Consider the following 25,218-nt stretch of genomic DNA (forward strand, 5'->3'; position numbering starts at 1 on the left):
AGACGGCAATTGTCGCAGATTTCTGTCCTTGTAAACGAGCCAAGCCCTTTCATCACGGCAACACGGCCGCTTCATACGCGTGAGCCGGCTATTTTAGCTCGACGGGGTCGTGCCACCTACTCTCTCATTCGACTTTTCACGCAGGGCTAGCAGAACGCGCATCTGGCCTGGTGACGATCCGGCGCGATTTACTGCGGCACGCGACTCGACCCCACCCGCACCCACCCCACGCGGCTCGCCAAGGAAAAACCTCATGCCCACCGTATCGGAGAAACCATTATGTTCGGATCAAAACCATTGCCCGCCTACCAACCCGGCGCCACCGTGGGCAGGCTGTTCCAGCAAACCCACGCCATCCATGAAGCGGTGGTTGAAAGCCTGGTAGGGCAAGGCCAGCGGCACATGCTCGACAAATGCCGGCACCTTGAACACACATTGTTTGGCCCTATCAGTCGAATGCCCGACAGTGCCGCGCAGGAAAAAGGCCATCAGCTTCAGGCCTGGATGCACAGTTCAAGGATTGATGAAGCGCTTGCAGCCTTAGACCAGGAAAGCCACAAACACTTCGCCGTGCAACCGGATGACAAAACAAGCCTGCACGCCCTCCAGCAACGCTACGAGCAACTCACCGCTCGCGTGGAACGCCGCGATGCCCTGCTGGGTCGACGCGCAGCGTGGGCCGCCGCCATCGCGCCACCGTCCTGCGAGCTGGACCCGATAACGGTTGCTGTCCTGCCGCCTGCACCCCTGAGCAACCAGCTGAGTGGGCACACGCTGGAACAGGCGGTCAAACATATCAACGCTCTGGAGAAGGAGATTGCCCTGCTGGACAACCACATCAGGCAAGAGCCGCAGCCTCTGTCTCACGCCGAGGAAGACATCTTTCTCAGGCAACGCAACGCCATGACCGAGTCTCGCAATGCATGGGCAACGGGCCGTTTGAAAGGCAGCAGCCAATTCAAATCCTCCGTTGGCCTGGCCCCGGAGCGTAAACGCCTGGAGCAGAGTCTGGAGCGGCACAAGCAACTGGCACCGGTGGAACTGACACTCCACCGACTGGAACGCACAGTCGAGACCGTGCAGCGCAACGGCCTGGGGGAGAAACTCTCGGCCCAGGCGGTCGATGCCGCACGGGACGTCTTGGTGAATTTGCGCGACGCCTGGCGCAACGGCAACCTTGATGGCAGCTCGATTGAGGGCATGAACCCTGCGCTGCTGCTGACCCCGCCAAACAACCGCCGAATCAAACTGGAATTGGCCGTCATCGAAAAGGCCTTTGTACAACTGAACGCAGTGCCCCGTACGGAACAACCTGGCATTGCCGAGGAACGTGCGCAGTTCAAGGCAGTGATTGATTCCGCAAACAACATGCAAGTCAAACACGCGGCGATCAGTCAACTTAAAGATCGCAATAAACAGCGAGCGCTGGTCGCTGAACTGAACACCGATTTGCGCACTATCTACACCGATCTGACAAACACGCTGGCCCTTCATCGCTTGACCGCTACGCAACCGTAACGCATAGCGATTTAAACAACCGTACACCAGCTTCAACCCAGCCCGGCCAAAAGAGCTCGACCACGCGCTTCAAAAACAGGCGTCCAGTGGCTGATTGCACATCGCAGTCGGCCACTGGGCCACGCTTACCTCTTCAACTCGCCAGCCCCTCTTCATCACGCGGGTCCTTGCGCCGATACGGAAACACGTCAATCACCTTCCCCGCGCGAATAGCCTCCTGCAGCCCTTTCCAATAGTCCGCGTTATACAGCTCAACATGCAGCTCATCGAACAGCTTGCGCTGGCCGGCGTCGGCGAACAGAAAAGGCGGGAATTCCTCAGGAAACACATCCAGCGGGCCAATGGAGTACCACGGTTCAGAGGCCATTTCATCCTCTGGGGTACGCGGCGCGGGAATGTGGCGGAAGTGGGCCTCGGTGAGAAAGCAGATTTCATCGTAGTCATAAAACACCACCCGGCCGTGACGGGTGACGCCGAAGTTCTTCAGCAACATGTCACCGGGAAAGATATTCGCCGCCGCCAATTGCTTGATCGCCAGCCCGTAGTCTTCCAGCGCTTCGCGCACCTGGGCGGGGTTGGCGTTTTCCAGGTAGAGGTTGAGCGGGGTCATGCGCCGTTCGGTCCAGCAGTGGCGGATCAGCACGGTGTCACCTTCCACTTCGACGGTGCTGGCGGCCACTTCCAACAACTCGGCGAGGCAGTCGGGCTCGAACTTGCTCAAGGGAAAGCGGAAGTCGGCGAACTCCTGGGTATCGGCCATGCGCCCCACGCGATCGACACTTTTGACCAGGCGGTACTTCTCGATCACCGTGGCGCGGTTGACGTTTTTCGACGGTGAGAAACGGTCCTTGATGATCTTGAACACGGTGTTGAAGCCTGGCAGGGTAAACACGCTCATGACCATGCCACGCACGCCCGGCGCCATGATGAACTGGTCATCGGTGGTGGCCAGGTGATTGATCAGTGCGCGGTAGAACTCCGACTTGCCGTGTTTATAGAAGCCAATGGACGTGTACAGCTCGGCGATGTGTTTGCCGGGCAGGATGCGCTTGAGAAAGTCGATGAACTCGGCAGGCACGGGCACGTCGACCATGAAATAGGAGCGCGTAAAGGAAAAGATGATCGACACCTCAGCTTCGTCGGTGATCAACGCATCGATCTGAATACCCCGCCCTTCGCGGTGCAGCAATGGGATCACCAGCGGCCATTGTTCGTCGCGGGTGTAGATACGCCCCACCAGGTAGGCGCCTTTATTGCGGTAGAGCACCGAAGAAAACAGCTCGACGTTCAGGTCCGGGTCTTTGCACACCCAGTCCGGCAGGTTTTCGCGCAGTTGGGCTTCCAGGCGTTGCAGGTCGGCAGGCAAGTCGGCGTAGGGTTCACTGAAGCTGTAGTCCGCAAAAATCTGCGCAAGCATCTGCGCCATGTTGCCTGCAGGCGTGTAGATGCGGGTCTGCGCCGCCCGCGCCAGACGCTGGGTGGGGCGCGTGGTGTGGATAAACATGCAGCCGTCGCTGATCAGGTCATGGCTGAACAGGCTGCAGAAGACCGAGTTGTACCAAGTTTCGGACAGCTCATCGTCAAAGCGCAGGTCAATCAGGCCGATGTAGGCGCTTTTCACCTGGGGCCACAGCTCGATGTCCTGCAACACGCCCGCCTCGAAAGCAGCCCGCAGACGCGCCGTGACCTCACCCACTTTCTCTTCATACAGGCTGATGCGCGCCGCCGAAGCGGCTTGCCCTTGCTGCCATTGGGCCTTTTCGAAACGCTCGCGAGCGCCATCGGTGATCTGGCGAAAGTGCTCACGGTAGTCGTCGAAACCGTCGAGGATCATCCGGGCGATAGCAAGGGCGGACTGCGGCATGCGAAAAACCTCGAACGGGTATCGGGAAGCCCTGAGCTTAGCCAGTGAACCCAGGCAGGAGAAGGAGGATTTTTCACCGGCCGCCGTACTTAGCGATTGTGTCGACCGGAACGCTGGGCAACACTCCCCGGCCTGATCGTGTAGGAGTTTTCTGTGAAACCTGTCGACACCCTGTACTTGCTGGGACTGGCCGCCATCTGGGGCGCGAGTTTCCTGTTCATGCGCATCATCGCGCCGGAAATCGGCAGCGTGCCGACCGCATTTTTCCGCGTATCGATTGCCGCCGCAGGCTTGTTGGTGATCCTGGCGTTGATGCGCGTGAGCTGGGATTTCCAGGGTAAGTTCAAGACGGTGCTGCTGCTGGGCGTAATCAACTCAGGGATCCCAGCGACCATGTACTCGGTGGCGGCGCAGGTATTGCCCGCGGGTTATTCGGCGATCTTCAATGCCACCACGCCGCTGATGGGCGTACTGATTGGCGGGTTGTTCTTCAGCGAACGCCTGACACCGTCGAAAATCGCGGGTGTAGCCCTGGGGCTGTTTGGCGTGGCCGTGCTCACGCGTGCGGGGCCGGTGGCCTTTGATCTGGAATTGTTGATGGGCGCAATGGCGTGCCTGCTGGCGACCACCTGCTATGGCTTTGCCGGTTTTCTGGCGCGGCGCTGGCTGGATCAGCGCGGCGGGTTGGACAGTCGCCTGTCGGCCTTGGGCAGCATGCTGGGCGCTACATTGTTCTTGCTGCCGTTGTTTGCCTACAGCGCCATCAGTCAGCCGCCGGCGAGTTGGGGAGGCTGGCAGGTATGGGCGTCGCTGCTGGGGTTGGGGCTGGTGTGCACGGCGTTCGCCTACATCCTGTACTTCCGCCTGCTGTCCTCCATCGGCCCGGTCAAGTCGATGACCGTGACCTTCATGATCCCGCCGTTCGGCGTACTGTGGGGCGCGTTGCTGCTGGATGAGCCGCTGTCGATGGCCCACGTATATGGCGGGGTGTTGATCGCCGGCGCGTTGTGGCTGGTGTTGCGGCCACAAAAAGCTCGGGTCGAGGATGCGCTGTCAGCCTCACAGTGAGGCTCGGCGGTTTGCGCGCGACCATTGCCAGCGGATTGTTGCAAAAATAAGTTAAATAAATGCCCGGCATGGCCGATAACCCCTGAAAGCCTTGCGGATTGAACAATCATGCGTAATAACCAACCCGTTACCCAGCGCGAACGTACCTTCCCCGCTCAGCAACGGTTGATCTCCACCACAGACGCCAAGGGTGTGATCACCTACTGCAACGACGCCTTTGTCGAAATCAGTGGGTTCACCCGCGACGAACTGATCCGTGCCCCGCACAATCTGGTGCGTCACCCGGACGTTCCGGCGGCGGTGTTCGCGCACATGTGGTCGACGCTCAAACAAGGCTTGCCATGGATGGGCATTGTCAAGAATCGCTGCAAGACCGGTGACCACTACTGGGTTAACGCCTATGTGACACCGGTCTTCGACGGCAACCAGGTGATCGGCTACGAATCGGTGCGCATCAAGCCCACCGCCGAGCAGATCCGCCGGGCCGAAGCGCTCTATCAACGCATCAACCAGGGCAAGTCGGCCGTTCCCCAGCGGGACAAGTGGCTGCCGGTGCTGCAGGACTGGCTGCCGTTTATCCTGGTCAGCCAATTGAGCTTCATGATCGGTGCCACCCTCACGTCCCAGTGGGGTTTCGCCTTGGCGGCAGCGCTGTCGGTGCCGTTGGGCCTGCTGGGCCTGAGCTGGCAACAGCGCGGCCTCAAGCGTTTGCTGCGCCTGGCCGAGCAGACCACCTCCGACCCGTTGATCGCGCAGATGTACACCGACAGCCGAGGCGCCCAGGCGCGGCTGGAAATGTCGATCCTCAGCCAGGAAGCGCGTCTGAAGACCTGCCTCACCCGCCTGCAGGACACTGCCGAACACCTCAACGACCAAGCCGCGCAGTCCAACACCCTGGCGCACAACAGCTCCAGCGGCCTGGAGCGCCAGCGCGTAGAGACGGAACAGGTAGCCACTGCGGTCAACCAGATGGCGGCGACCACCCAGGAAGTCGCCAGCCACGTGCAGCGCACGGCAGATGCCACCCAGGAAGCCAATCGCCTGACCGGTCGCGGCCGCGATATCGCCGGGGAAACCCGTGAGGCGATTCAGCGCTTGTCGGTGGCGGTGGGCGAAACCGGTATCACCGTCACGCAACTGGCCAAGGACAGCGATGAAATCGGCGGCGTGGTGGATGTGATCAAAGGCATTGCCGACCAGACCAACCTGCTGGCCTTGAACGCCGCCATCGAGGCGGCGCGCGCCGGTGAGATGGGCCGTGGGTTTGCGGTGGTGGCGGATGAAGTACGCCAGTTGGCGCAACGCACCGCCGAATCGACCGGGCAGATCCATACCCTGATCGCCAAACTGCAGCAGACTGCCGCCGCCGCCGTGCAAACCATGGACGCCGGGCATCGCCAGGCCGAAGAGGGTGTGGCACGGGTGATGGAAGCGGATCAGGCGCTGGTCGGTATCAGTGAGGCGGTAGCGAATATCACCGACATGACCACGCAGATCGCCGCCGCGACCGAAGAGCAAAGTGCCGTTGCTGAAGAGATCAGCCGTAACATCAGCACCATTGCGTTGCTGGCGGACCAGACCTCGGAACAGGCGATGAATTCGGCGCAACTGAGTGAAGAGCTGACGCATACAGCGAATACCCAGTACTCGCTGGTGGAGCGTTTTAACCGGTAGATCGCTATCGGGGGCAAGCCCCCGATAGGGCCCTAACCGGCACCAAGAAACCCAGCCACCTTCACCGCCGCAGCCTCCAGATGCTGCTCATGACTAAACCCCGAAGCCTTCAACGGCTTCAAATCATGATCCCCCGCCACCAGCCACATCAATTCGATGCTAGGCGACAAGTCATACCCCTCCACCGCCGCCCGATTACCCAGTGCATCACGCTCGCCCTGCACAATCAGCGTCGGCGTCTTAAGCGCAGCCAAATGCTCTACGCGAGGTTTTTCCGGCTTGCCCACCGCATAGAACGGATAGCCCAGGCACACCAACCCAGCGGCGCCCAGTTCATCGGCCAATAAACTGGCCATCCGCCCGCCCATGGATTTGCCGCCTATCGCCACCTTGCCCGCGACATGACGCCGCACCAGGGCATACACCTCCCGCCATGCCTCCAGCAGTTTCGGCGCCGGGTTCGGTGGGCGCTTGCCTCCGTCCAATCGGCGCTGGGCCATGTAGGGAAATTCGAAGCGCACGACGTTAACGCCATGCCCGGCAAGGCGCGCAGCCATGTCGTTCATGAACGCCGAGTCCATCGGCGCGCCGGCGCCGTGGGCCAGGATCAACGTGACGGGCTCGCCTGAAATCGCCTGCGCTGCGACATCCCATAACCAGCCGCGTTCACGCACACACTGCGCCCATTGATCCCCGTCAATACTGGCCTTGTGCTCTTTGCCCATGCTTGCCTCGCTTTTTAGTCTGCCTATAACTCCAGCCCAAGTGCCGCACCGGCTTGGGTTGAACCGTGGATGGGGAACCATGAACACTACTTTAAGTACCGCCTATAACTACAAGGTGGTCCGCCAATTCGCCATTATGACGGTGGTGTGGGGCATCGTCGGCATGGGCCTCGGGGTTTTTCTCGCGGCCCAATTGGTTTGGCCTGCGCTCAACTTCGATTTGCCCTGGACCAGCTTCGGTCGCCTGCGCCCGCTGCACACCAACGCCGTGATCTTTGCCTTCGGTGGCTGCGCACTGTTCGCCAGCTCCTTCTATTCGGTGCAACGCACCTGCCAGACACAGCTGTTCGCACCGAAAATCGCCGCATTCTGCTTCTGGGGCTGGCAGCTCGTCATCCTGTTGGCCGCGATCAGCCTGCCGCTGGGCTACACCAGCTCCAAGGAATACGCCGAGCTGGAATGGCCGATCGACATCCTGATCACCGTCGTCTGGGTGGCCTATGCCATCGTGTTCTTCGGCACGATCATGAAGCGCAACACCAAGCACATCTATGTGGGTAACTGGTTTTTCGGCGCATTCATCATCACCGTGGCGATCCTGCATATCGTCAACAATCTGGAAATCCCGGTCAGCCTGACCAAGTCCTACTCGCTGTACGGCGGTGCGACGGATGCGATGGTGCAGTGGTGGTACGGGCATAACGCCGTAGGCTTTTTCCTCACCGCCGGTTTTCTCGGGATGATGTACTACTTCGTGCCCAAGCAGGCCGAACGCCCGGTGTATTCGTATCGTTTGTCCATCGTGCACTTCTGGGCGCTGATCACCCTGTATATCTGGGCCGGCCCCCACCACCTGCACTACACCGCGTTGCCGGATTGGGCACAGTCGTTGGGCATGGTGATGTCGCTGGTGCTGCTGGCACCGAGCTGGGGCGGCATGATCAACGGCATGATGACGCTCTCGGGCGCCTGGCATAAGTTGCGCAGCGACCCGATCCTGCGCTTCCTCGTGGTGTCCCTGGCGTTCTACGGCATGTCCACCTTCGAGGGCCCGATGATGGCGATCAAGACCGTCAACGCCCTCTCCCACTACACCGACTGGACCATCGGCCACGTACACGCCGGCGCACTCGGTTGGGTGGCGATGATTTCCATCGGCGCGCTGTACCACATGATCCCCAAAGTCTTCGGGCGCGAGCAGATGTACAGCCTCGGCCTGATCAACGCGCACTTCTGGCTGGCCACCATCGGCACCGTGCTCTACATCGCTTCGATGTGGGTCAACGGCATCGCCCAGGGCCTGATGTGGCGTGCGATCAATGAGGACGGCACCCTGACCTACTCCTTCGTCGAAACCCTGGTGGCCAGCCACCCGGGCTACATCGTGCGGCTGGTGGGCGGTGCGGTGTTCCTCAGCGGCATGTTCCTGATGGCTTACAACACATGGCGCACCGTGCGCGCGGTGCAGCCCGCCGACGCCGTGCCTGTCGCGCAACTGGCCTGAGGAGGTTGTGATGAAACACGAAGTCATTGAAAAAAACGTCGGCCTGCTGATGCTGCTGATGGTGCTCGCCGTGAGCATCGGCGGCCTGACCCAGATCGTCCCGCTGTTCTTCCAGGACGTGACCAACAAGCCGGTCGAAGGCATGAAACCCTACACCGCGCTGCAACTGGAGGGCCGCGACATCTACATCCGTGAAGGCTGCGTGCAGTGCCACTCGCAGATGATCCGCCCGTTCCGCGCCGAGACCGAACGCTACGGCCATTACTCGGTGGCCGGCGAAAGCGTGTGGGACCACCCGTTCCTGTGGGGCTCCAAGCGCACCGGGCCGGACCTGGCCCGCGTGGGCGCACGCTACTCGGACGACTGGCACCGCGCGCACCTGTACAACCCGCGCAACGTGGTGCCCGAGTCAAAAATGCCGGCCTACCCATGGCTGGTGACGGCCCCGGTCGACAGCAGCCACACCGAGACCAAACTGAACGTCATGCGCACCCTGGGCGTGCCGTACACCGACGACGACATTCGTGGTGCGGTCGCCAGCCTCAAGGGCAAGACCGAAATGGACGCGCTGGTTTCCTACCTGCAAGTGCTCGGCACTGCCATCAAGAGCAAGAGGTGAGCCATGGGATTTGAATTCGACGCGGGCACTATCCGCGGCCTCGGCACGCTGGTGGTCGCCATCGCTTTCATCGGCTTGTCGCTGTGGGTGTTCAACAACCGCCGCAACGCGGACTTCGAGCAGGCGCGCCTGCTGCCGTTCGCCGATGAACCTTCTCCCTCCGACGCTCAAGAAGCGCCCGCACCAAGGAGCACTCGGCCATGACTACCTTCTGGAGTGCATGGATCTGCGTACTGACCCTCGGCAGCCTGATCGGCCTGACCTGGCTGTTGATCGGCACCCGCAAGGGCGAAACCCACGGCAGCGTCGACCAGACCATGGGCCACGCCTTCGACGGCATCGAGGAATACGACAACCCGCTGCCCCAGTGGTGGTTCATGCTGTTCGTCGGCACGCTGGTGTTTGCCATCGGCTACCTGATTCTCTACCCGGGCCTGGGTAACTGGAAAGGCGTGTTGCCGGGTTATGAAGACGGCTGGACATCGACCAAGGAATGGGACAAAGAGATGGCCAAGGCCGACGCCAGGTTCGGGCCGATCTACGCCAAATTCGCAGCGATGCCGGTGGAAGAAGTGGCCAAGGACCCGCAAGCCTTGAAGATGGGCGGTCGCCTGTTCGCCTCCAACTGCGCGGTGTGCCACGGCTCGGATGCCAAGGGCGCGTACGGCTTCCCCAACCTGGCAGATAGCCACTGGCGCTGGGGCGGTTCGGCCGCAGCGATCAAGGCCACCATCCTGGGCGGTCGCCACGCGGCGATGCCGGCCTGGGGTGAAGTGCTGGGCGAGGATGGGGTGAAGAATGTTGCCGCGTATGTACGCCACGACCTGGCCAAGTTGCCCTTACCGGCCGACAGCACGGCCGACCTGGCGGCGGGCCAGGCTGCATTCAACACCACCTGCGTTGCCTGCCACGGGCCGCAGGGCCACGGTGTGGAAGCCATGGGCGCGCCAAACCTGACCGAGCCTGCAGGGTTTATCTACGGCACCAGCCTGGCGCAGCTGCAACAGACCATCCGGCATGGTCGCCAGGGCCAGATGCCTGCGCAGGAAGTGCTGCAAGGCAATGACAAGGTGCATCTGCTGGCGGCTTATGTTTATAGCCTTTCCCATAACGCTGACGGTGCAACGCCGGAAAGCCAACCTCAGTAACCATTAGCTGTGGCGAGGGAGCTTGCTCCCGCTGGGCAGCGAAGCGGCCCCAAAAATCTGGGAGCGCTTCGCACTCCAGTGGGAGCAAGCTCCCTCGCCACGGTTCGCCACTGCTTGCGCGACTAAGTGTCGCGCCCTTCCCAAGTCCAACTTTCCCCACCTCAGATTCGGGTCTACGCTTGCTTTCAAGCGAAGCGATTTCGGCGTACGCGACAACCGCTGTCGAGGCTCCGAAATTTTCTTGTCCACTCGATCAGCTTTCGATTTCTATTTTATCCTTACATCAAACATGGAAAGGGCGCAGAATCTGGCGTGGAACGCATTGATACAGGTCAGTCATTGCGTTGCAATGGCCCCTCGCTTTCTACATACTTGCGGCCGATTTTACCTATAAAAAAACCTAAACCGTGGAACCTTAGAATGAGCACAGCAATCAGTCCGACTGCTTATAACTATAAGGTCGTTCGCCAGTTCGCCATCATGACGGTGGTCTGGGGGATCCTTGGCATGGGGCTCGGGGTGTTCATCGCCTCGCAACTGGTTTGGCCGCAATTGAATTTCGACCTGCCCTGGACGACCTTCGGCCGCCTGCGCCCGCTGCACACCAACCTGGTGATCTTTGCCTTCGGTGGATGCGCGCTGTTTGCCACCTCCTACTACGTCGTGCAACGCACCTGCCAGACGCGACTGATTTCCGATGGCCTTGCCGCCTTTACCTTCTGGGGCTGGCAGGCGGTCATCGTCGGCGCCATCATCAGCCTGCCCTTGGGCTACACCACCACCAAGGAATACGCCGAGCTGGAGTGGCCGATTGCCATTTTGCTCGCCATTGTGTGGGTGACCTACGCCGTGGTGTTCTTCGGCACCATCGTCAAGCGCAAGACCAAGCACATCTATGTCGGCAACTGGTTTTACGGGGCGTTCATCCTGGTCACGGCGATGTTGCACATCGTCAACCACGCGTCCCTACCGGTCAGCCTGTTCAAGTCCTACTCGGCCTATGCCGGCGCGACGGATGCCATGATCCAGTGGTGGTACGGGCATAACGCCGTGGGCTTTTTCCTCACCACCGGCTTCCTCGGGATGATGTACTACTTCGTGCCCAAGCAGGCCGAACGTCCCATCTACTCCTACCGCCTGTCCATCGTGCACTTCTGGGCGCTGATCACCCTGTACATCTGGGCCGGCCCGCACCACCTGCACTACACCGCGCTGCCGGACTGGGCGCAGTCGTTGGGCATGGCGATGTCGATCATCCTGCTGGCGCCGAGCTGGGGCGGCATGATCAACGGCATGATGACGCTCTCGGGCGCCTGGCATAAGCTGCGCACCGACCCGATCCTGCGCTTTCTGGTGGTTTCGCTGGCGTTCTACGGTATGTCGACCTTCGAAGGCCCGATGATGGCGATCAAGACCGTCAACTCGCTCTCCCACTACACCGACTGGACCATCGGCCACGTCCACGCCGGTGCGCTGGGCTGGGTGGCGATGATCTCCATCGGCGCGCTGTACCACATGATCCCCAAGCTGTTCGGGCGTGCGCAGATGCACAGCGTCGGGCTGATCAACACGCACTTCTGGCTGGCCACTATCGGTACCGTGCTCTACATCGCCTCGATGTGGGTCAACGGCATTACCCAGGGCCTGATGTGGCGTGCGATCAACGACGACGGCACCCTCACCTACTCGTTCGTCGAAGCGCTGCAAGCCAGCCACCCGGGCTATATCGTGCGCGCCCTGGGCGGTGCGTTCTTCGCCACCGGCATGCTGTTCATGGCCTACAACGTCTGGCGCACCGTGCGTGCCTCCGACCCTGAGCAAGCTGAAGCCGCCGCCAAGATCGCCGTCGTGGGAGCCCACTGATGAAGCATGAAGTAGTCGAGAAGAATATCGGCCTGCTGGCCTTCTTCATGGTCATCGCCGTGAGCATCGGCGGCCTGACCCAGATTGTCCCGCTGTTCTTCCAGGACGTGACCAACAAGCCGGTCGAAGGCATGAAACCGCGCACCGCCCTTGAACTGGAGGGCCGCGACGTCTATATCGCCAACGGTTGCGTGGGCTGCCACTCGCAGATGATCCGCCCGTTCCGCGCCGAAACCGAACGCTATGGCCACTACTCGGTCGCCGGTGAAAGCGTGTGGGACCACCCGTTCCTGTGGGGTTCCAAACGCACCGGCCCGGACTTGGCGCGCGTTGGCGGGCGTTACTCCGATGACTGGCACCGTGCGCACTTGTACAACCCGCGCAACGTGGTGCCGGAGTCGAAAATGCCGGCGTACCCGTTCCTGGTGGAACACAAGCTCGACGGCAAGGACACCGCGAAAAAAATGGAAGTCCTGCGCACCCTGGGTGTGCCCTACACCGACGAAGACATCGCCGGTGCGGCAGCCGCCGTCAAAGGCAAGACCGAAATGGACGCGTTGGTGGCCTACCTGCAGGGCCTTGGCACCCTCATCAAAAGCAAACGGTGACCGGCATGGATATCGGAATGATTCGTGGCCTGGGCACCGTCGTGGTGATGGTGGCCTTTATCGGCCTGGCGCTGTGGGTGTTCAGCCCACGGCGCAAATCGGAATTCGACGACGCGACCATGCTGCCTTTTGCGGATGACCCGGAAGCCATCAAGCACGTCGAGCAAGCGTCTAGGAGTAACAAAGAATGACTACGTTCTGGAGCCTGTACGTCACAGTCCTCAGTCTGGGTACCATCTTCGCCCTGACCTGGCTGCTGCTGTCGACCCGCAAGGGCCAGCGCGCCGAACAGACGGACGAGACCGTCGGCCACTCGTTCGACGGCATCGAGGAATACGACAACCCGCTGCCCAAATGGTGGTTCATGCTGTTCGTCGGCACCATCATCTTCGCCCTCGGCTACCTGGCGCTGTACCCTGGCCTGGGCAACTGGAAAGGCCTGCTGCCGGGTTACAACTACCTCGACAATGACAAGCAAACCGCGTTCGCCAACGGCCAGACCGGCTGGACCGGCGTGCACGAATGGGAAAAGGAAATGGCCAGGTCGGAGGCCAAATTCGGGCCGATTTTCGCCAAATTCGCCTCGATGCCGATTGAAGAAGTCGCCAAAGACCCGCAGGCCCTGAAGATGGGCGGCCGTCTGTTCGCCTCCAACTGCTCGGTGTGCCACGGTTCCGACGCCAAGGGCGCCTACGGTTTTCCCAACCTGACCGACGCCGACTGGCGCTGGGGCGGCGACGCGGCGACCATCAAGCAAACCATCATGCAGGGCCGCCATGCGGTGATGCCAGGCTGGGCCGAAGTGATCGGCGAGCAAGGCGTGGCCGACGTAGCGGCGTTCGTGGTGACCAACCTCGATGGCCGCAAGCTGCCGGAAGGCGCCAAGGCCGACGTCGCCAACGGCGCGAAACTCTTCGCCGCCAACTGCGTGGCCTGCCACGGCCCGACCGGTAAAGGCACCCCAGCCATGGGCGCACCGGACCTGACTCATCCGGGTGCGTTCATCTACGGTTCGAGCTTCGCCCAACTGCAGCAGACCATTCGCTATGGCCGCCAGGGCCAGATGCCAGCGCAGGAACAACTGCAGGGCAATGACAAGGTGCACTTGTTGGCGGCGTATGTTTACAGCTTGTCCCATGGGGATAAGAAGGCTGAGGAGCCATAACGAAAAGGTAGTGAAAAAGGCCCTATCAGCGAAAACTGACAGGGCCATTTTTGTTCATTGCACCTTGAGAGACAGTCATTTAGTTTGGACTTCGGCACTTTCATCGAGACTCAACATGAACAATCCCCCAGAAAGCCCCCAGCAAAAAGATCCGAAAGAAGCGCTCAAGCCCAATCATTCAGACATTGTTGAAATGCTTCAAATGCCAGAAGAGCGCATCGAATTCAGCCCTGATCGCGCAACTATCGTCCATAGGCCGCTCCAGAACTGAACTCTTCCAGGCAGTGATTTCAGATAAAGAGTTACTGAACAGCATCAGGGCCCTCCACCCCACCGTAGCCGCAAAACCAACCATACTTCACAAGTCAATTGATCCAGATCACGTACACCATCAATTGATTTCCCCCAACGCGACCAAAGGTCGCACCCTTCACGCACCACCGGGGGCGTATCATTAGGCCACTGCAACATCCTTAATTTGACCCCGGTTGGCACGTACTGGCCGAGGCAAATCTCCACCGCCGTGGGATGCAATGATGAGCAACCAGATACCGGTACACGACGTTACCCCGCCTGCCAAAACCGTCGATCTCTATGCGTCACGAGAGAAAATCTACACCCGCGCCTTCACCGGGCTGTTCCGCAATCTGCGCATGCTCGGCGGTGCCGGCCTGTTCCTGCTGTACTTCGGCACGGTGTGGCTGAACTGGGGCGGCCACCAGGCGGTGTGGTGGAACCTGCCGGAGCGTAAGTTCTTTATTTTTGGCGCAACCTTCTGGCCTCAGGATTTCATCCTGCTGTCGGGCATCCTCATCGTCGCGGCGTTTGGCCTGTTCTTCATCACGGTTTACGCCGGCCGCGTCTGGTGCGGCTATACCTGCCCGCAAAGCGTGTGGACGTGGATCTTCATGTGGTGCGAAAAGGTTACCGAAGGCGATCGCAACCAGCGCATCAAGCTGGACAAGGCGCCCATGGGCGTCAGCAAATTCCTGCGCAAATTCAGCAAGCACACGCTGTGGCTGCTGATCGGTTTTGTCACCGGCCTGACCTTTGTCGGCTACTTCTCGCCGATCCGCGAACTGGTATTGGACTTTTTCACCGGCCAGGCCGACGGCTGGTCGTATTTCTGGGTGGGTTTCTTCACCCTCGCCACCTACGGCAACGCCGGCTGGCTGCGCGAACAGGTGTGCATCTACATGTGCCCCTATGCGCGGTTCCAGAGCGTGATGTTCGACAAGGACACGCTGATCGTTTCCTACGACCCACGCCGTGGCGAAGTGCGTGGCCCGCGCAAGAAGGGGGTCGACTATAAGGCCCAGGGCCTGGGCGATTGCATCGACTGCACGATGTGCGTGCAGGTGTGCCCCACCGGCATCGACATCCGCGACGGCCTGCAGATCGAGTGCATCGGTTGCGCTGCCTGCATCGACGCCTGCGACAACATCATGGACAAGATGGAGTACCCACGCGGCCTGATCAGCTACACCACCGAGCACAATCTGTCTGGACAGAAAACCCATAAGTTGCGCCCGCGCCTGATCGGTTACGCCTTGGTATTGCTGGCGATGATCAGCCTGCTGGTGGCGGCGTTCTTCATGCGTTCGCTGGTGGGCTTCGACGTGAGCAAGGACCGCGTGCTGTACCGCGAAAACGCCGAAGGGCGCATCGAAAACGTCTACAGCCTGAAGATCATGAACAAGGATCAGCGCGACCACACCTACGTGCTCGACGCCGCCGGCCTGCCCGACCTCAAGCTGCAAGGCCGACGCGAAATCAAGGTGGCCGCCGGCGACATCGTCAGCATGCCGGTAGAATTGTCGAGTGCGCCCGAGCAGTTGCCGTCAAGCACCAACGAGGTAACGTTCATCCTTGAGGACGCCGACGACAACAGCGTCCGCATTGAAGCCAAGAGCCGATTCATCGGCCCACAAGTCCGTTAGACAGGGAACACGAGAATGCCCGTAACCACTGCCGCAAGCCCCTGGTACAAGCACCTCTGGCCCTGGATCATCATCGCGATCCTCGCCTGCTCAGTGACCCTGACCTTGTCCATGGTGACCATCGCGGTGAACCACCCGGACAACCTGGTCAACGACAACTATTACGAGGCCGGCAAAGGCATCAACCGCTCCCTGGACCGCGAACGCCTGGCCCAGACCCTGCAACTGCGCGGCAAGCTGCACCTGGACGCGCTGACCGGTGAAGTCGAGCTGCACCTCACCGGCTACAGCAACCCGAACACCCTGGAGCTGAACCTGATCTCCCCGACCCAGCCGGCGAAGGATCGCAAGATCAACCTGACCCGCAGCGCCAGCGAACCGGGCCGCTACATCGGCCAGGTCACCGACAAGGTCGAAGGGCGCCGCTTCGTGGAACTGCTCGGCGTGGAAGGCGACAAGACCTGGCGCCTGTTCGAAGAAGAAGAGGTCAGCCACGACACAGACTTGTTGCTCGGCGATGAGCCGTTGCAGGGTGCCGAAGACCTGAAAAAGTAACTGATCATTCCCACGCTCCGCGTGGGAATGCAGCCCGTGGCGCTCAGCGCCATAAAAGCGGACGCAGAGCGTCCAGCGAGGCGTTACCACGCAGAGCGTGGGAACGATCTGAGATCCCGAACCATGATCACCCCCTGCTACCACTGCGCCCTGCCCGTCCCCTCCGGCAGCCGGTTCACCACACAAATCCTCGGCGAGCGCCGCGAACTGTGCTGCCCGGGTTGCCAGGCGGTGGCGGAGGCGATTGTGGCAGGCGGGCTGGAAAGCTATTACCGGCACCGCAGCGAAGCCTCGGCCAACCCCGAAGCGCTGCCGGTGCAGCTTATCGATGAATTGGCGCTGTACGATCGCGCCGATGTGCAAAAGCCTTTCGTACGCCACACCGGCGAATTCGCCGAAGCCACCCTGCTGATGGAAGGCATCAGCTGCGCGGCCTGTGGCTGGTTGATCGAGAAACACCTGCGCAGCCTGCCCGCTGTGGCCGAGGCGCGGCTGAACCTGTCCAACCACCGGCTGCACGTGCGCTGGGCCGACGGGCAGTTACCGTTGAGCCAGGTGCTCAGTGAGCTGCGCCATATCGGCTATGCCGCCCATCCCTATCAAGCGGACCGTGCCGCCGAACAACTGGCCGGCGAGAATCGCCTGGCCCTGCGCCAACTGGGCGTTGCCGGGTTACTGTGGTTCCAGGCCATGATGGCGACCATGGCCACCTGGCCTGAATTCAATATTGACCTCAGCCCCGAGTTGCATGTCATCCTGCGCTGGGTCGCGATGTTTCTGACCACCCCCATCGTGTTCTACAGCTGTGCGCCATTTTTCAAAGGGGCGCTGCGCGACCTGCGCACCCGCCACCTGACCATGGATGTTTCAGTGTCCCTGGCCATTGGCGGGGCTTATCTGGCGGGCATCTGGACCGCGATCACCGGCGTGGGCGAGTTGTACTTCGATGCGGTCGGCATGTTCGCGCTGTTCCTGCTGGCCGGCCGCTACCTGGAGCGACGTGCCCGCGAACGCACCGCTGCCGCCACCGCGCAGTTGGTCAACCTGCTGCCCGCCTCGTGCCTGCGCCTGACCGCAGATGGGCAGAGCGAGCGCATCCTGCTCGGCGAACTGACCTTGGATGATCGGGTGCTGGTCCACCCTGGCGCGGTGCTGCCAGCGGATGGCGTGATTCTCGAAGGCCAATCCAGCGTCGACGAATCCCTGCTTACCGGCGAATACCTGCCGCAGCCCCGGCAGGTCGGCGATGCCGTCACCGCCGGCACGCTCAACGTCGAAGGCGCGCTGACCGTCCAAGTGCGTGCCTTGGGCCACGACACACGCCTGTCTGCCATCGTGCGCCTGCTGGAGCGTGCCCAGGCCGAAAAACCGCGCCTGGCGCAAATCGCCGACCGCGCCGCACAGTGGTTTCTGCTGGGCTCCCTGCTGGCGGCTGCGGTAATCGGCCTGGTGTGGTGGGAGCTCGATGCCTCCAGGGCGTTCTGGATTGTATTGGCCATGTTGGTAGCGACCTGCCCGTGCGCGCTGTCCCTGGCCACCCCCACCGCGCTCACCGCCGCCACCGGTACGCTGCACACCCTTGGCTTGCTGCTGACCCGTGGCCATGTGCTGGAAGGGCTCAACCAGATCGACACGGTGATTTTCGACAAGACCGGCACGCTCACCGAAGGACGCCTGGCGTTGAGGGCCATCCGGCCTCTGGGCGAGCTGGACAGCGAGCAGTGCCTGGGCCTCGCCGCCGCGCTGGAAAACCGCTCCGAACACCCGATTGCCCGCGCCTTCGGCCGTGCCCCCCTGGCTGCCGATGACGTTTTGAGCAGCCCCGGCCTGGGCCTGGAAGGCCGCGTGGGCGAACGCCTGATGCGCATTGGCCAAGCCGCTTTTGTCTGTGAACTCAGTGGCGCCCCCATCCCAACTTCACCAGACGAAGCCGGACAATGGCTGCTGTTGGGTGATCAACGCGGCGCGCTCGCCTGGTTCGTGCTCGACGACCGCCTGCGCAGCGATGCGCCAGCCCTGCTTGCCGCGTGCAAGGCGCGCGGCTGGCGCACGCTGCTGCTGTCGGGGGACAGCTCGCCGATGGTCGCCAGTGTCGCGTCTGAGCTGGGCATCGATGAAGCCCACGGCGGCCTGCGCCCCGACGACAAGCTGCAAGTGCTGCAACGCCTGCACCGGGAAGGCCGCAAGGTGCTGATGCTCGGCGACGGTGTCAACGATGTGCCGGTCCTGGCCGCTGCGGATATCAGCGTGGCGATGGGTTCGGCCACCGACCTGGCAAAAACCAGCGCCGATGCGGTGCTGTTGTCCAACCGCCTGGAGGCGTTGGTGCAGGCTTTTACCTTGGCGCGACGCACACGCCGGGTGATCATCGAAAACCTGCTGTGGGCCGGGCTGTACAATGGCCTGATGCTGCCGTTCGCGGCCCTGGGGTGGATCACCCCCATCTGGGCGGCCATCGGCATGTCCCTCAGCTCGTTGACGGTGGTGCTCAATGCCCTGCGCCTGACGCGCCTGCCCAGCGTGCCGGCCGCCAGTGCCCCCTTGATAAACCGCCCGCTGCCGGCTTGAGCCGCGCGGGCATGGAGTGCAGATGCCAGCTCTATACGTGATGATTCCGGCGGCGCTGCTGTTAGTGGGCGTGGCCATCTACATTTTCTTCTGGGCCGTGGACAGCGGCCAGTACGAAGACCTCGACGGCCCGGCCCACAGCGTGCTGTTCGACGACCAGGACCCGAATCACCTGGCCGCTGTCGACGAAGCCAACCGCACCGAGCAACCGCCCAAAGAGCCGCCCCATGCTTGAGCTGGCGCCTTTGCTGGTTTCTGCGCTGATCCTCGGCCTGCTCGGCGGTGGGCATTGCCTGGGCATGTGCGGCGGCTTGATGGGGGCGCTGACCCTGGCCATTCCCCCGGAGCAGCGCAGCCGAAGGTTTCGCCTGCTGCTGGCCTACAACCTGGGGCGCATCCTCAGTTATGCCGCGGCGGGGTTGCTGATCGGCCTCGCCGGCTGGGCCGTGGCCAACAGCCCGGGGGCGATGTTCCTGCGCGTGCTCGCAGGGTTGCTGCTGATCAGCATGGGCCTGTACCTGGCGGGTTGGTGGAGCGGCCTGACCCGAGTCGAACGCCTCGGTCGCGGCCTGTGGCGGCATATCCAGCCGGTTGCCAACCGCTTGCTGCCGGTCTCAAGCCTGCCTCGCGCGCTACTGCTGGGCGCGCTGTGGGGCTGGTTGCCGTGCGGGTTGGTCTACAGCACCCTGCTATGGGCCGCCAGCCAGGGCAATGCACTGGACAGCGCGTTGCTGATGCTGGCGTTCGGCCTAGGCACCTGGCCGGTGTTGCTGGCGACCGGGCTGGCCGCCGAACGTGTCACCGCGCTATTGCGCAAGCGCAGCGTGCGCATGGCCGGTGGTGTGCTGGTGGTGTTGTTCGGCCTCTGGACCTTGCCTGGGCCGCACCAGCACTGGCTGATGGGGCACTGACACGCCTGTGGCATAGCGCCGCTCCCCGTTGATGCAAATCAACATGCCCTCCCCACCCTGCCCCTAGACTCGGCCGACTAGCCAATCCGGGGGACCGCGCCCATGCTCGACGCCATTCGTTGGGACACAGATCTGATTCACCGCTACGACCTGGCGGGGCCGCGCTACACGTCCTACCCCACCGCCGTACAATTCGACAGCCAGGTCGGCTCCTTCGACCTGCTCCATGCGCTACGCGACAGTCGCAAGGCCGTACGGCCGTTGTCGCTGTATGTGCACGTGCCGTTCTGCGCCAACATTTGCTACTACTGCGCCTGCAACAAGGTGATCACCAAGGACCGTGGTCGCGCCCAGGCCTATCTGCAACGCCTGATGCAAGAGATCCAGCAGGTGGCCTGCCACCTCGACCCGAAACAGCCGGTGGAGCAACTGCATCTGGGGGGCGGCACGCCGACCTTTCTCAGCCATGACGAGCTGCGCCAGGTGATGACCCACCTGCGCCAGCACTTCAATCTGCTGGAGGACGATTCGGGCGACTACGGCATCGAGATCGACCCTCGCGAAGCCGATTGGGCAACCATGGGCCTGCTCCGTGAACTGGGCTTCAACCGCGTCAGCGTCGGCCTGCAAGACCTCGACCCCGAGGTGCAACGGGCGGTCAATCGCCTGCAGAGCCTGGAAGAAACCCGCGCGGTGATCGACGCGGCGCGTACCCTGCAATTTCGCTCGATCAATATCGACCTGATCTACGGCCTGCCCAAGCAGTCGCCACTCAATTTTGCGCGCACCGTGGAGGAAGTCATCGGCCTGCAACCGGACCGCCTGTCGGTGTTCAACTACGCGCATTTGCCGGAACGCTTCATGCCGCAGCGGCGGATCCATACCGAAGACCTGCCCTCGCCGGCAGAAAAATTACTGATGCTGCAAACCACCATCGAGCAGTTGACCCAGGCGGGTTATCGCTACATCGGCATGGATCATTTTGCGCTGCCGGATGACGAACTGGCCATCGCCCAGGAAGAAGGCACGCTGCAACGCAATTTCCAGGGCTACACCACGCACGGGCATTGCGATTTGATTGGACTGGGGGTTTCAGCGATCAGCCAGATCGGCGACCTGTATTGCCAGAACAGCAGCGACCTCAACCAGTACCAGAACGCCTTGGCCGGTGCGCAACTGGCCACCAGTCGCGGCCTGATCTGTACCACCGACGACCGTCTGCGGCGGGATGTGATCCAGCAGTTGATCTGCCATTTCAGCCTGGAATTCGCGGGCATCGAGCAGAGGTTCAATATCGATTTTCGCGGCTATTTCGATGAGCTGTGGCCGCAGTTACAGATAATGGCTGCGGACGGCCTGATCGAGCTGGATGCCCGGGGCATCCGCGTGCTGCCGGCCGGGCGCCTGCTGGTGCGCTCGGTGTGCATGGTGTTCGATGCGTACCTCGAGCACCAGAACCGGCAGCGGTTCTCGCGGGTGATCTGATTACATCGACAGCGAGGCGGCTTTCATCGAGTCCTCGGCACTCATGCCCTTCATCGACTTGGCCAGCGACGTCTGAGCGGACATCAGGCCCGCCTGCAGCGAACTGATTTCGCTCTGCAGCGCGCTGGTACGGGCGCGAGCCTCTTCAGGGGACAGGTTATTGGCGGCGGCTACCGCCGCCAGCTCGGCTTGTTTTTCGGCGATCTGCTGCTTCAACTGGCGGATCATTTTCAGTACCTGCTTGACGTTGTCGTCCAGGCCGCTGTCATCGATGTCCGAATTGCTGCTCTTGGCCGCCCCTGCAGCCTGGAAGGCAGCAGCGGAAATAGTCACAGTCACACCTTCAACCACTTTGGTCTGCGTGGTTTTTTCAATCGCCGGGGCTTTTTCGTCGGCCTCGTTCGAAGCCTTTTCATCAGGCACAAACGGGACGCGGACAGCAGGGTTGTAGGCACTGATAACAGACATGATCCGAGCTCCGTCTAATGGATGTGCCCCTGTATCGACCTCAAGCGCAGAATCTTTATACCGCCAACGGTTTCTCATTGAAGCTGGCCTCGTCGCCCCCCGGTGCGTTACCCTTACGTCTTATGTGTGTTTTCCCACAAGGATTTAAGAAATGTCCGAGCCAGTTAAACAGCGCGCTCACGGGCAGGCCCACTGCAAGGATTGCAGCCTGGCCCCCCTCTGCCTGCCACTTTCATTGAATCTGGAAGACATGGATGCGCTGGACGACATCGTTAAACGCGGCCGCCCACTGAAAAAAGGCGAGTTTCTGTTTCGCCAGGGCGACAAGTTCGACTCGGTCTACGCAGTACGCTCAGGGGCGTTGAAGACGTTCAGCCTCAGCGATGGTGGCGAAGAGCAAATCACCGGTTTCCACTTGCCCAGCGAACTGGTCGGGCTGTCGGGGATGGACACTGAGATTCATCCGGTGTCGGCCCAGGCGTTGGAGACTACGTCGGTGTGTGAAATCCCCTTCGAGCGCCTGGATGAATTGGCCTTGCAACTGCCGCAATTGCGCCGTCAGTTAATGCGCGTGATGAGCCGCGAGATTCGTGACGATCAACAGATGATGCTGCTGTTGTCGAAAAAAACCGCCGACGAGCGCATCGCGACGTTCCTGGTCAACCTGTCGGCGCGTTTCCGCGCCCGCGGGTTTTCGGCCAACCAGTTCCGCCTGAGCATGTCGCGCAATGAAATCGGCAATTACCTGGGCCTCGCGGTGGAAACCGTGTCCCGCGTATTTACCCGCTTCCAGCAAAATGCGCTGATTGCCGCCGAGGGCAAGGAAGTGCATATCCTCGACCCCATCCAGCTGTGCGCGCTGGCCGGCGGTTCCCTGGAAATGTGATCCAGGGACTGCGGCCAAGCGAACCCGCGAGGCCGCAGGTATACTTCGAGTCCGTTTTCCGCCCAGGACTCTTCGACGATGACTTTCGATTCGTTCGACATCAAATCCCTGATCCGCCCCGTCATCGACTTCCCCAAGCCTGGGGTAATCTTCCGTGACATCACGCCTTTGTTCCAATCGCCCCGCGCCCTGCGCCTGGTCGCCGACAGCTTTGCCCAACGCTATGTCGAAGCCGATTTCAGCCATATCGGCGCGATGGATGCGCGCGGTTTCCTGATCGGCTCGATCATCGCCTACCAGCTCAACAAGCCACTGATCCTGTTTCGCAAGCAAGGCAAGCTGCCGGCCGACGTTCTGGCTGAGGGTTACCAGACCGAATATGGCGAAGCCTTCCTTGAAGTGCATGCCGACAGCCTGTGCGAAGGTGACTCGGTGCTGATGTTCGATGACTTGATCGCCACGGGCGGCACCCTGATTGCTGCGGCGAACCTGGTGCGGCGCATGGGCGCAAAAATCTTTGAAGCGGCGGCGATCATCGATTTGCCGGAGCTGGGTGGGTCGCAGCGCTTGGAAGACATGGGCATCCCGACGTTTTGCCTGACGCAGTTTGCCCTGACCGAGCGATAAGTAGTGCCCTCATTGGCCCCACCGGGGGCAAGCCCTAATGCCAGTCAGTTAAGCGTACACCGCCGTCTGTAGGAGCTAGCTTGCTCGCGAAAAACGTCAACGATAACGCGTGCTTTCTGAATGAACGCGGTGCCTGTGAGTTTTTCGCGAGCAAGCTCGCTCCTACGAAAAGCCTTAACTGACTGGCATTAGGGCAAGCCCCCCCTCCCACATTGGGTATTTGCAGTGGTCGTTAGAGGGCGATCGGCTTACGACCGGCGAAGGAGTGCGCCAAGGTGCCGCCGTCGACCAGTTCAAGTTCGCCACCCAGGGGCACACCATGGGCGATACGCGAGGTGATCAACCCTTTGTTGCTCAGCAATTGGGCGATGTAATGCGCCGTGGCTTCGCCCTCCACCGTCGGGTTGGTCGCCAGGATGATTTCGCTGAAGGTGCCCTGCTCTTCAATCCGCGCCACCAGTTGCGGGATGCCGATAGCTTCCGGCCCCAGGCCGTCGAGCGGCGACAAATGGCCTTTGAGCACGAAATAACGCCCGCGGTAACCGGTTTGCTCCACCGCGTACACATCCATCGGCCCTTCCACTACGCACAGCAGGGTTTCGTCGCGACGGGGGTCGGCGCATTGCGGGCAGAGTTCTTCTTCGGTCAGGGTGCGGCATTGGCGACAGTGGCCTACGCCTTCCATGGCCAGGCTCAAGGCCTGGGCCAAACGGGTGCCACCGCTGCGATCACGCTCCAGCAATTGCAGCGCCATGCGCTGGGCGGTTTTCTGGCCGACGCCCGGCAAGGTACGCAGGGCGTCGATCAGTTGGCGAATCAGGGGGCTGAAGCTCATGGGCGAAGGGTCCGACAAAACAACGAGACGCGGTTTATACCCGCGCCTCGGATTAGCGTCAAATGCTCAATCCTGTGCGACGCGCACCACCAACTTGCCGAAGTTGCGTCCCTCGATCAAACCGATAAAGGCTTCAGGTGCCTGCTCCAGGCCGTCGACCACGTCTTCGCGGAACTTGATCTTGCCATCGCGCACCCAAGGCGCCATGGCGCTCAGGAACTCGGGTTGACGATCACCGTAGTCGTCAAACACGATAAAGCCCTGAATGCGCACCCGCTTGGTCAGCAAGGTGCGTTGCAGCGCCGGCAGGCGATCCGGGCCGCTTGGCGCTTCATGGGCGTTATACCCGGCGATCAGCCCGCAGAGCGGAATCCGCGCCTTGGGGTTGAGCAGCGGCAGCACGGCATCGAACACCTTGCCACCGACGTTTTCATAGTAGATGTCCACGCCGCTGGAACAGGCCTGCGCCAGCTCGTTGGCAAAATCTGCGCCCTTGTGGTCGATACAGGCATCAAAGCCCAGCTCATCCACCACGTAGCGGCACTTGTCCGCACCGCCAGCAACCCCCACTACGCGCAAACCCTTGAGCTTGGCGACCTGGCCCACCACCGAGCCCACCGCACCGGAGGCAGCCGCCACGACCAGGGTTTCACCGGCCTTGGGCTGGCCGATGTCCATCAGGCCCATGTAGGCAGTCATGCCTGGCATGCCCAGCACACCCAGGGCCATCGACGGGCTCGCCAAGCCATTGGGCAACGGCATCAGGTTACGACCATCGCTGATGCTGTGGCTTTGCCAGCCGGTGGAGCCCACGACCAGGTCGCCCACTTCGAATTTCGGATGACGTGACTGCTCGACACGGCTGACAGCGCCACCGGTCATCACCTCGTCGATCTCCACCGGCGCGGCGTAGGACGGCGCGTCGCTCATGCGTCCGCGCATGTAGGGGTCCAGGGACAGGTAGAGCGTCTTGAGCAGCACCTGGCCATCCTCCAGCTCTGGCAGGGTTACCCGTTCGAGGCGGAAATTTTCCGGGGTTGGCGCGCCTTGAGGGCGTGAAACCAGGACGATGCGTTGGTTGAGCGTCGGTTCTTGAGGCATCAGGGGCTCCTTAGCGAATGCATGCGTATAGGGTGCAGACCCTGATTGTTGCGCCAGGGTTCAGAACCAATAGGCACATACAAAAA

The 25,218-nt window shown here is 61.6% G+C and carries 25 protein-coding genes; 20 read left to right on the plus strand and 5 right to left on the minus strand.

Annotated features, from left to right (window positions below):
- The first annotated feature begins 279 nt into the window (after positions 1-279).
- The gene (locus C4J88_RS19410) at positions 280-1,518 is read left to right on the plus strand and encodes a hypothetical protein (protein ID WP_124407872.1); all 1,239 of its coding nucleotides are present in this window, start codon (positions 280-282) and stop codon (positions 1,516-1,518) included.
- A 133-nt stretch (positions 1,519-1,651) separates the two neighbouring features.
- On the opposite strand, the gene aceK is transcribed toward C4J88_RS19410, so the two are convergent.
- Entirely contained in the window at positions 1,652-3,382 is a 1,731-nt protein-coding gene (gene aceK, locus C4J88_RS19415; RefSeq protein ID WP_124407873.1) for a bifunctional isocitrate dehydrogenase kinase/phosphatase, read from the minus strand.
- 153 nt (positions 3,383-3,535) lie between these two features.
- Between aceK and C4J88_RS19420 the strand changes: the two genes are divergently transcribed.
- Both C4J88_RS19420 and C4J88_RS19425 read left to right on the plus strand, forming a co-directional pair.
- Positions 3,536-4,450 (plus strand): DMT family transporter, encoded by a 915-nt coding sequence (locus C4J88_RS19420; RefSeq protein WP_124367919.1) that lies wholly within the window; start codon positions 3,536-3,538, stop codon positions 4,448-4,450.
- Positions 4,451-4,558: 108 nt separating this feature from the next.
- On the plus strand, positions 4,559-6,124 hold the full coding sequence (locus C4J88_RS19425; RefSeq protein ID WP_124407874.1) for a PAS domain-containing methyl-accepting chemotaxis protein: 1,566 nt from the start codon (positions 4,559-4,561) through the stop codon (positions 6,122-6,124).
- A gap of 32 nt (positions 6,125-6,156) precedes the next feature.
- On the opposite strand, the gene C4J88_RS19430 is transcribed toward C4J88_RS19425, so the two are convergent.
- A complete protein-coding gene (locus tag C4J88_RS19430) occupies positions 6,157-6,849 on the minus strand; it encodes an alpha/beta family hydrolase (protein WP_124407875.1) in 693 nt (230 codons plus the stop codon).
- Positions 6,850-6,928: 79 nt separating this feature from the next.
- Between C4J88_RS19430 and ccoN (C4J88_RS19435) the strand changes: the two genes are divergently transcribed.
- The 15 genes from ccoN (C4J88_RS19435) (at position 6,929) to hemN (ending at position 21,215) form a co-directional block, all read left to right on the plus strand.
- Positions 6,929-8,353, plus strand: a complete 1,425-nt coding sequence (ccoN, locus tag C4J88_RS19435; protein ID WP_124407876.1) for a cytochrome-c oxidase, cbb3-type subunit I — start codon at positions 6,929-6,931, stop codon at positions 8,351-8,353.
- A gap of 10 nt (positions 8,354-8,363) precedes the next feature.
- Positions 8,364-8,972 carry a cytochrome-c oxidase, cbb3-type subunit II gene (gene ccoO / locus C4J88_RS19440; RefSeq protein ID WP_124367922.1) on the plus strand — a complete coding sequence of 203 codons (609 nt, stop codon included), beginning with the start codon at positions 8,364-8,366 and terminating at the stop codon, positions 8,970-8,972.
- A gap of 3 nt (positions 8,973-8,975) precedes the next feature.
- Positions 8,976-9,176 (plus strand): cbb3-type cytochrome c oxidase subunit 3, encoded by a 201-nt coding sequence (locus C4J88_RS19445; protein WP_124363882.1) that lies wholly within the window; start codon positions 8,976-8,978, stop codon positions 9,174-9,176.
- Positions 9,173-10,120, plus strand: coding sequence for a cytochrome-c oxidase, cbb3-type subunit III (gene ccoP, locus C4J88_RS19450; RefSeq protein WP_124407877.1), 948 nt, complete (start codon positions 9,173-9,175; stop codon positions 10,118-10,120). Before C4J88_RS19445 ends, ccoP (C4J88_RS19450) begins: the two co-directional genes overlap by 4 nt.
- Positions 10,121-10,540: 420 nt before the next feature.
- Positions 10,541-11,983, plus strand: coding sequence for a cytochrome-c oxidase, cbb3-type subunit I (gene ccoN, locus C4J88_RS19455; protein ID WP_124363884.1), 1,443 nt, complete (start codon positions 10,541-10,543; stop codon positions 11,981-11,983).
- The gene (gene ccoO / locus C4J88_RS19460) at positions 11,983-12,591 is read left to right on the plus strand and encodes a cytochrome-c oxidase, cbb3-type subunit II (protein WP_124363885.1); all 609 of its coding nucleotides are present in this window, start codon (positions 11,983-11,985) and stop codon (positions 12,589-12,591) included. Before ccoN (C4J88_RS19455) ends, ccoO (C4J88_RS19460) begins: the two co-directional genes overlap by 1 nt.
- Positions 12,592-12,596: 5 nt before the next feature.
- Positions 12,597-12,782, plus strand: a complete 186-nt coding sequence (locus C4J88_RS19465) for a CcoQ/FixQ family Cbb3-type cytochrome c oxidase assembly chaperone (protein ID WP_003193169.1) — start codon at positions 12,597-12,599, stop codon at positions 12,780-12,782.
- Complete coding sequence (ccoP, locus tag C4J88_RS19470) at positions 12,779-13,756, plus strand: cytochrome-c oxidase, cbb3-type subunit III (protein ID WP_124407878.1); 978 nt, start codon at positions 12,779-12,781, stop codon at positions 13,754-13,756. The genes C4J88_RS19465 and ccoP (C4J88_RS19470) overlap by 4 nt, the downstream gene beginning before the upstream one ends.
- A gap of 115 nt (positions 13,757-13,871) precedes the next feature.
- A complete protein-coding gene (locus C4J88_RS27465; protein ID WP_164487729.1) occupies positions 13,872-14,027 on the plus strand; it encodes a hypothetical protein in 156 nt (51 codons plus the stop codon).
- Between the two features lie 265 nt (positions 14,028-14,292).
- Entirely contained in the window at positions 14,293-15,696 is a 1,404-nt protein-coding gene (gene ccoG, locus C4J88_RS19475; protein WP_124363889.1) for a cytochrome c oxidase accessory protein CcoG, read from the plus strand.
- Between the two features lie 15 nt (positions 15,697-15,711).
- Positions 15,712-16,251 (plus strand): FixH family protein, encoded by a 540-nt coding sequence (locus tag C4J88_RS19480; RefSeq protein ID WP_124407879.1) that lies wholly within the window; start codon positions 15,712-15,714, stop codon positions 16,249-16,251.
- A gap of 123 nt (positions 16,252-16,374) precedes the next feature.
- The gene (locus tag C4J88_RS19485; protein WP_124407880.1) at positions 16,375-18,819 is read left to right on the plus strand and encodes a heavy metal translocating P-type ATPase; all 2,445 of its coding nucleotides are present in this window, start codon (positions 16,375-16,377) and stop codon (positions 18,817-18,819) included.
- 22 nt (positions 18,820-18,841) lie between these two features.
- The gene (gene ccoS, locus C4J88_RS19490; protein ID WP_124367928.1) at positions 18,842-19,054 is read left to right on the plus strand and encodes a cbb3-type cytochrome oxidase assembly protein CcoS; all 213 of its coding nucleotides are present in this window, start codon (positions 18,842-18,844) and stop codon (positions 19,052-19,054) included.
- Positions 19,047-19,730, plus strand: coding sequence for a sulfite exporter TauE/SafE family protein (locus C4J88_RS19495; RefSeq protein ID WP_124407881.1), 684 nt, complete (start codon positions 19,047-19,049; stop codon positions 19,728-19,730). Before ccoS ends, C4J88_RS19495 begins: the two co-directional genes overlap by 8 nt.
- A 102-nt stretch (positions 19,731-19,832) precedes the next feature.
- Positions 19,833-21,215 carry an oxygen-independent coproporphyrinogen III oxidase gene (gene hemN, locus C4J88_RS19500; protein WP_124367930.1) on the plus strand — a complete coding sequence of 461 codons (1,383 nt, stop codon included), beginning with the start codon at positions 19,833-19,835 and terminating at the stop codon, positions 21,213-21,215.
- Here the strand turns inward: hemN and C4J88_RS19505 are convergent, their stop codons facing one another.
- The gene (locus C4J88_RS19505) at positions 21,216-21,683 is read right to left on the minus strand and encodes a hypothetical protein (protein ID WP_124407882.1); all 468 of its coding nucleotides are present in this window, start codon (positions 21,681-21,683) and stop codon (positions 21,216-21,218) included. It lies immediately after the preceding gene.
- Positions 21,684-21,834: 151 nt separating this feature from the next.
- Here C4J88_RS19505 and fnr point away from each other — a divergent pair, with 151 nt between their 5' ends.
- Positions 21,835-22,569, plus strand: a complete 735-nt coding sequence (gene fnr / locus C4J88_RS19510) for a fumarate/nitrate reduction transcriptional regulator Fnr (RefSeq protein WP_124363895.1) — start codon at positions 21,835-21,837, stop codon at positions 22,567-22,569.
- Positions 22,570-22,647: 78 nt separating this feature from the next.
- On the plus strand, positions 22,648-23,196 hold the full coding sequence (locus C4J88_RS19515; RefSeq protein WP_124363896.1) for an adenine phosphoribosyltransferase: 549 nt from the start codon (positions 22,648-22,650) through the stop codon (positions 23,194-23,196).
- Between the two features lie 232 nt (positions 23,197-23,428).
- On the opposite strand, the gene recR is transcribed toward C4J88_RS19515, so the two are convergent.
- Complete coding sequence (gene recR, locus C4J88_RS19520) at positions 23,429-24,031, minus strand: recombination mediator RecR (protein ID WP_124407883.1); 603 nt, start codon at positions 24,029-24,031, stop codon at positions 23,429-23,431.
- A 66-nt stretch (positions 24,032-24,097) separates the two neighbouring features.
- Positions 24,098-25,132 carry an NADP-dependent oxidoreductase gene (locus C4J88_RS19525; protein ID WP_124407884.1) on the minus strand — a complete coding sequence of 345 codons (1,035 nt, stop codon included), beginning with the start codon at positions 25,130-25,132 and terminating at the stop codon, positions 24,098-24,100.
- Positions 25,133-25,218: the final 86 nt, after the last annotated feature.

Source organism: Pseudomonas sp. R4-39-08 (assembly GCF_003852275.1).
Classification (GTDB): Bacteria; Pseudomonadota; Gammaproteobacteria; order Pseudomonadales; family Pseudomonadaceae; genus Aquipseudomonas.

Coding starts and splice junctions, on each gene's coding strand:
- ccoN (WP_124407876.1), top strand. CDS start 6,929: ATGAACACTACTTTAAGTACCGCCTATAACTACAAGGTGGTCCGCCAA.
- fnr (WP_124363895.1), top strand. CDS start 21,835: ATGTCCGAGCCAGTTAAACAGCGCGCTCACGGGCAGGCCCACTGCAAG.
- C4J88_RS19525 (WP_124407884.1), bottom strand. CDS start 25,132: ATGCCTCAAGAACCGACGCTCAACCAACGCATCGTCCTGGTTTCACGC.
- C4J88_RS19465 (WP_003193169.1), top strand. CDS start 12,597: ATGGATATCGGAATGATTCGTGGCCTGGGCACCGTCGTGGTGATGGTG.
- C4J88_RS19485 (WP_124407880.1), top strand. CDS start 16,375: ATGATCACCCCCTGCTACCACTGCGCCCTGCCCGTCCCCTCCGGCAGC.
- C4J88_RS27465 (WP_164487729.1), top strand. CDS start 13,872: ATGAACAATCCCCCAGAAAGCCCCCAGCAAAAAGATCCGAAAGAAGCG.
- C4J88_RS19445 (WP_124363882.1), top strand. CDS start 8,976: ATGGGATTTGAATTCGACGCGGGCACTATCCGCGGCCTCGGCACGCTG.
- ccoO (WP_124363885.1), top strand. CDS start 11,983: ATGAAGCATGAAGTAGTCGAGAAGAATATCGGCCTGCTGGCCTTCTTC.
- hemN (WP_124367930.1), top strand. CDS start 19,833: ATGCTCGACGCCATTCGTTGGGACACAGATCTGATTCACCGCTACGAC.
- C4J88_RS19480 (WP_124407879.1), top strand. CDS start 15,712: ATGCCCGTAACCACTGCCGCAAGCCCCTGGTACAAGCACCTCTGGCCC.
- C4J88_RS19430 (WP_124407875.1), bottom strand. CDS start 6,849: ATGGGCAAAGAGCACAAGGCCAGTATTGACGGGGATCAATGGGCGCAG.
- ccoN (WP_124363884.1), top strand. CDS start 10,541: ATGAGCACAGCAATCAGTCCGACTGCTTATAACTATAAGGTCGTTCGC.
- C4J88_RS19410 (WP_124407872.1), top strand. CDS start 280: ATGTTCGGATCAAAACCATTGCCCGCCTACCAACCCGGCGCCACCGTG.
- recR (WP_124407883.1), bottom strand. CDS start 24,031: ATGAGCTTCAGCCCCCTGATTCGCCAACTGATCGACGCCCTGCGTACC.
- ccoP (WP_124407878.1), top strand. CDS start 12,779: ATGACTACGTTCTGGAGCCTGTACGTCACAGTCCTCAGTCTGGGTACC.
- aceK (WP_124407873.1), bottom strand. CDS start 3,382: ATGCCGCAGTCCGCCCTTGCTATCGCCCGGATGATCCTCGACGGTTTC.
- ccoP (WP_124407877.1), top strand. CDS start 9,173: ATGACTACCTTCTGGAGTGCATGGATCTGCGTACTGACCCTCGGCAGC.
- ccoO (WP_124367922.1), top strand. CDS start 8,364: ATGAAACACGAAGTCATTGAAAAAAACGTCGGCCTGCTGATGCTGCTG.
- ccoS (WP_124367928.1), top strand. CDS start 18,842: ATGCCAGCTCTATACGTGATGATTCCGGCGGCGCTGCTGTTAGTGGGC.
- ccoG (WP_124363889.1), top strand. CDS start 14,293: ATGAGCAACCAGATACCGGTACACGACGTTACCCCGCCTGCCAAAACC.
- C4J88_RS19495 (WP_124407881.1), top strand. CDS start 19,047: ATGCTTGAGCTGGCGCCTTTGCTGGTTTCTGCGCTGATCCTCGGCCTG.
- C4J88_RS19515 (WP_124363896.1), top strand. CDS start 22,648: ATGACTTTCGATTCGTTCGACATCAAATCCCTGATCCGCCCCGTCATC.
- C4J88_RS19425 (WP_124407874.1), top strand. CDS start 4,559: ATGCGTAATAACCAACCCGTTACCCAGCGCGAACGTACCTTCCCCGCT.
- C4J88_RS19505 (WP_124407882.1), bottom strand. CDS start 21,683: ATGTCTGTTATCAGTGCCTACAACCCTGCTGTCCGCGTCCCGTTTGTG.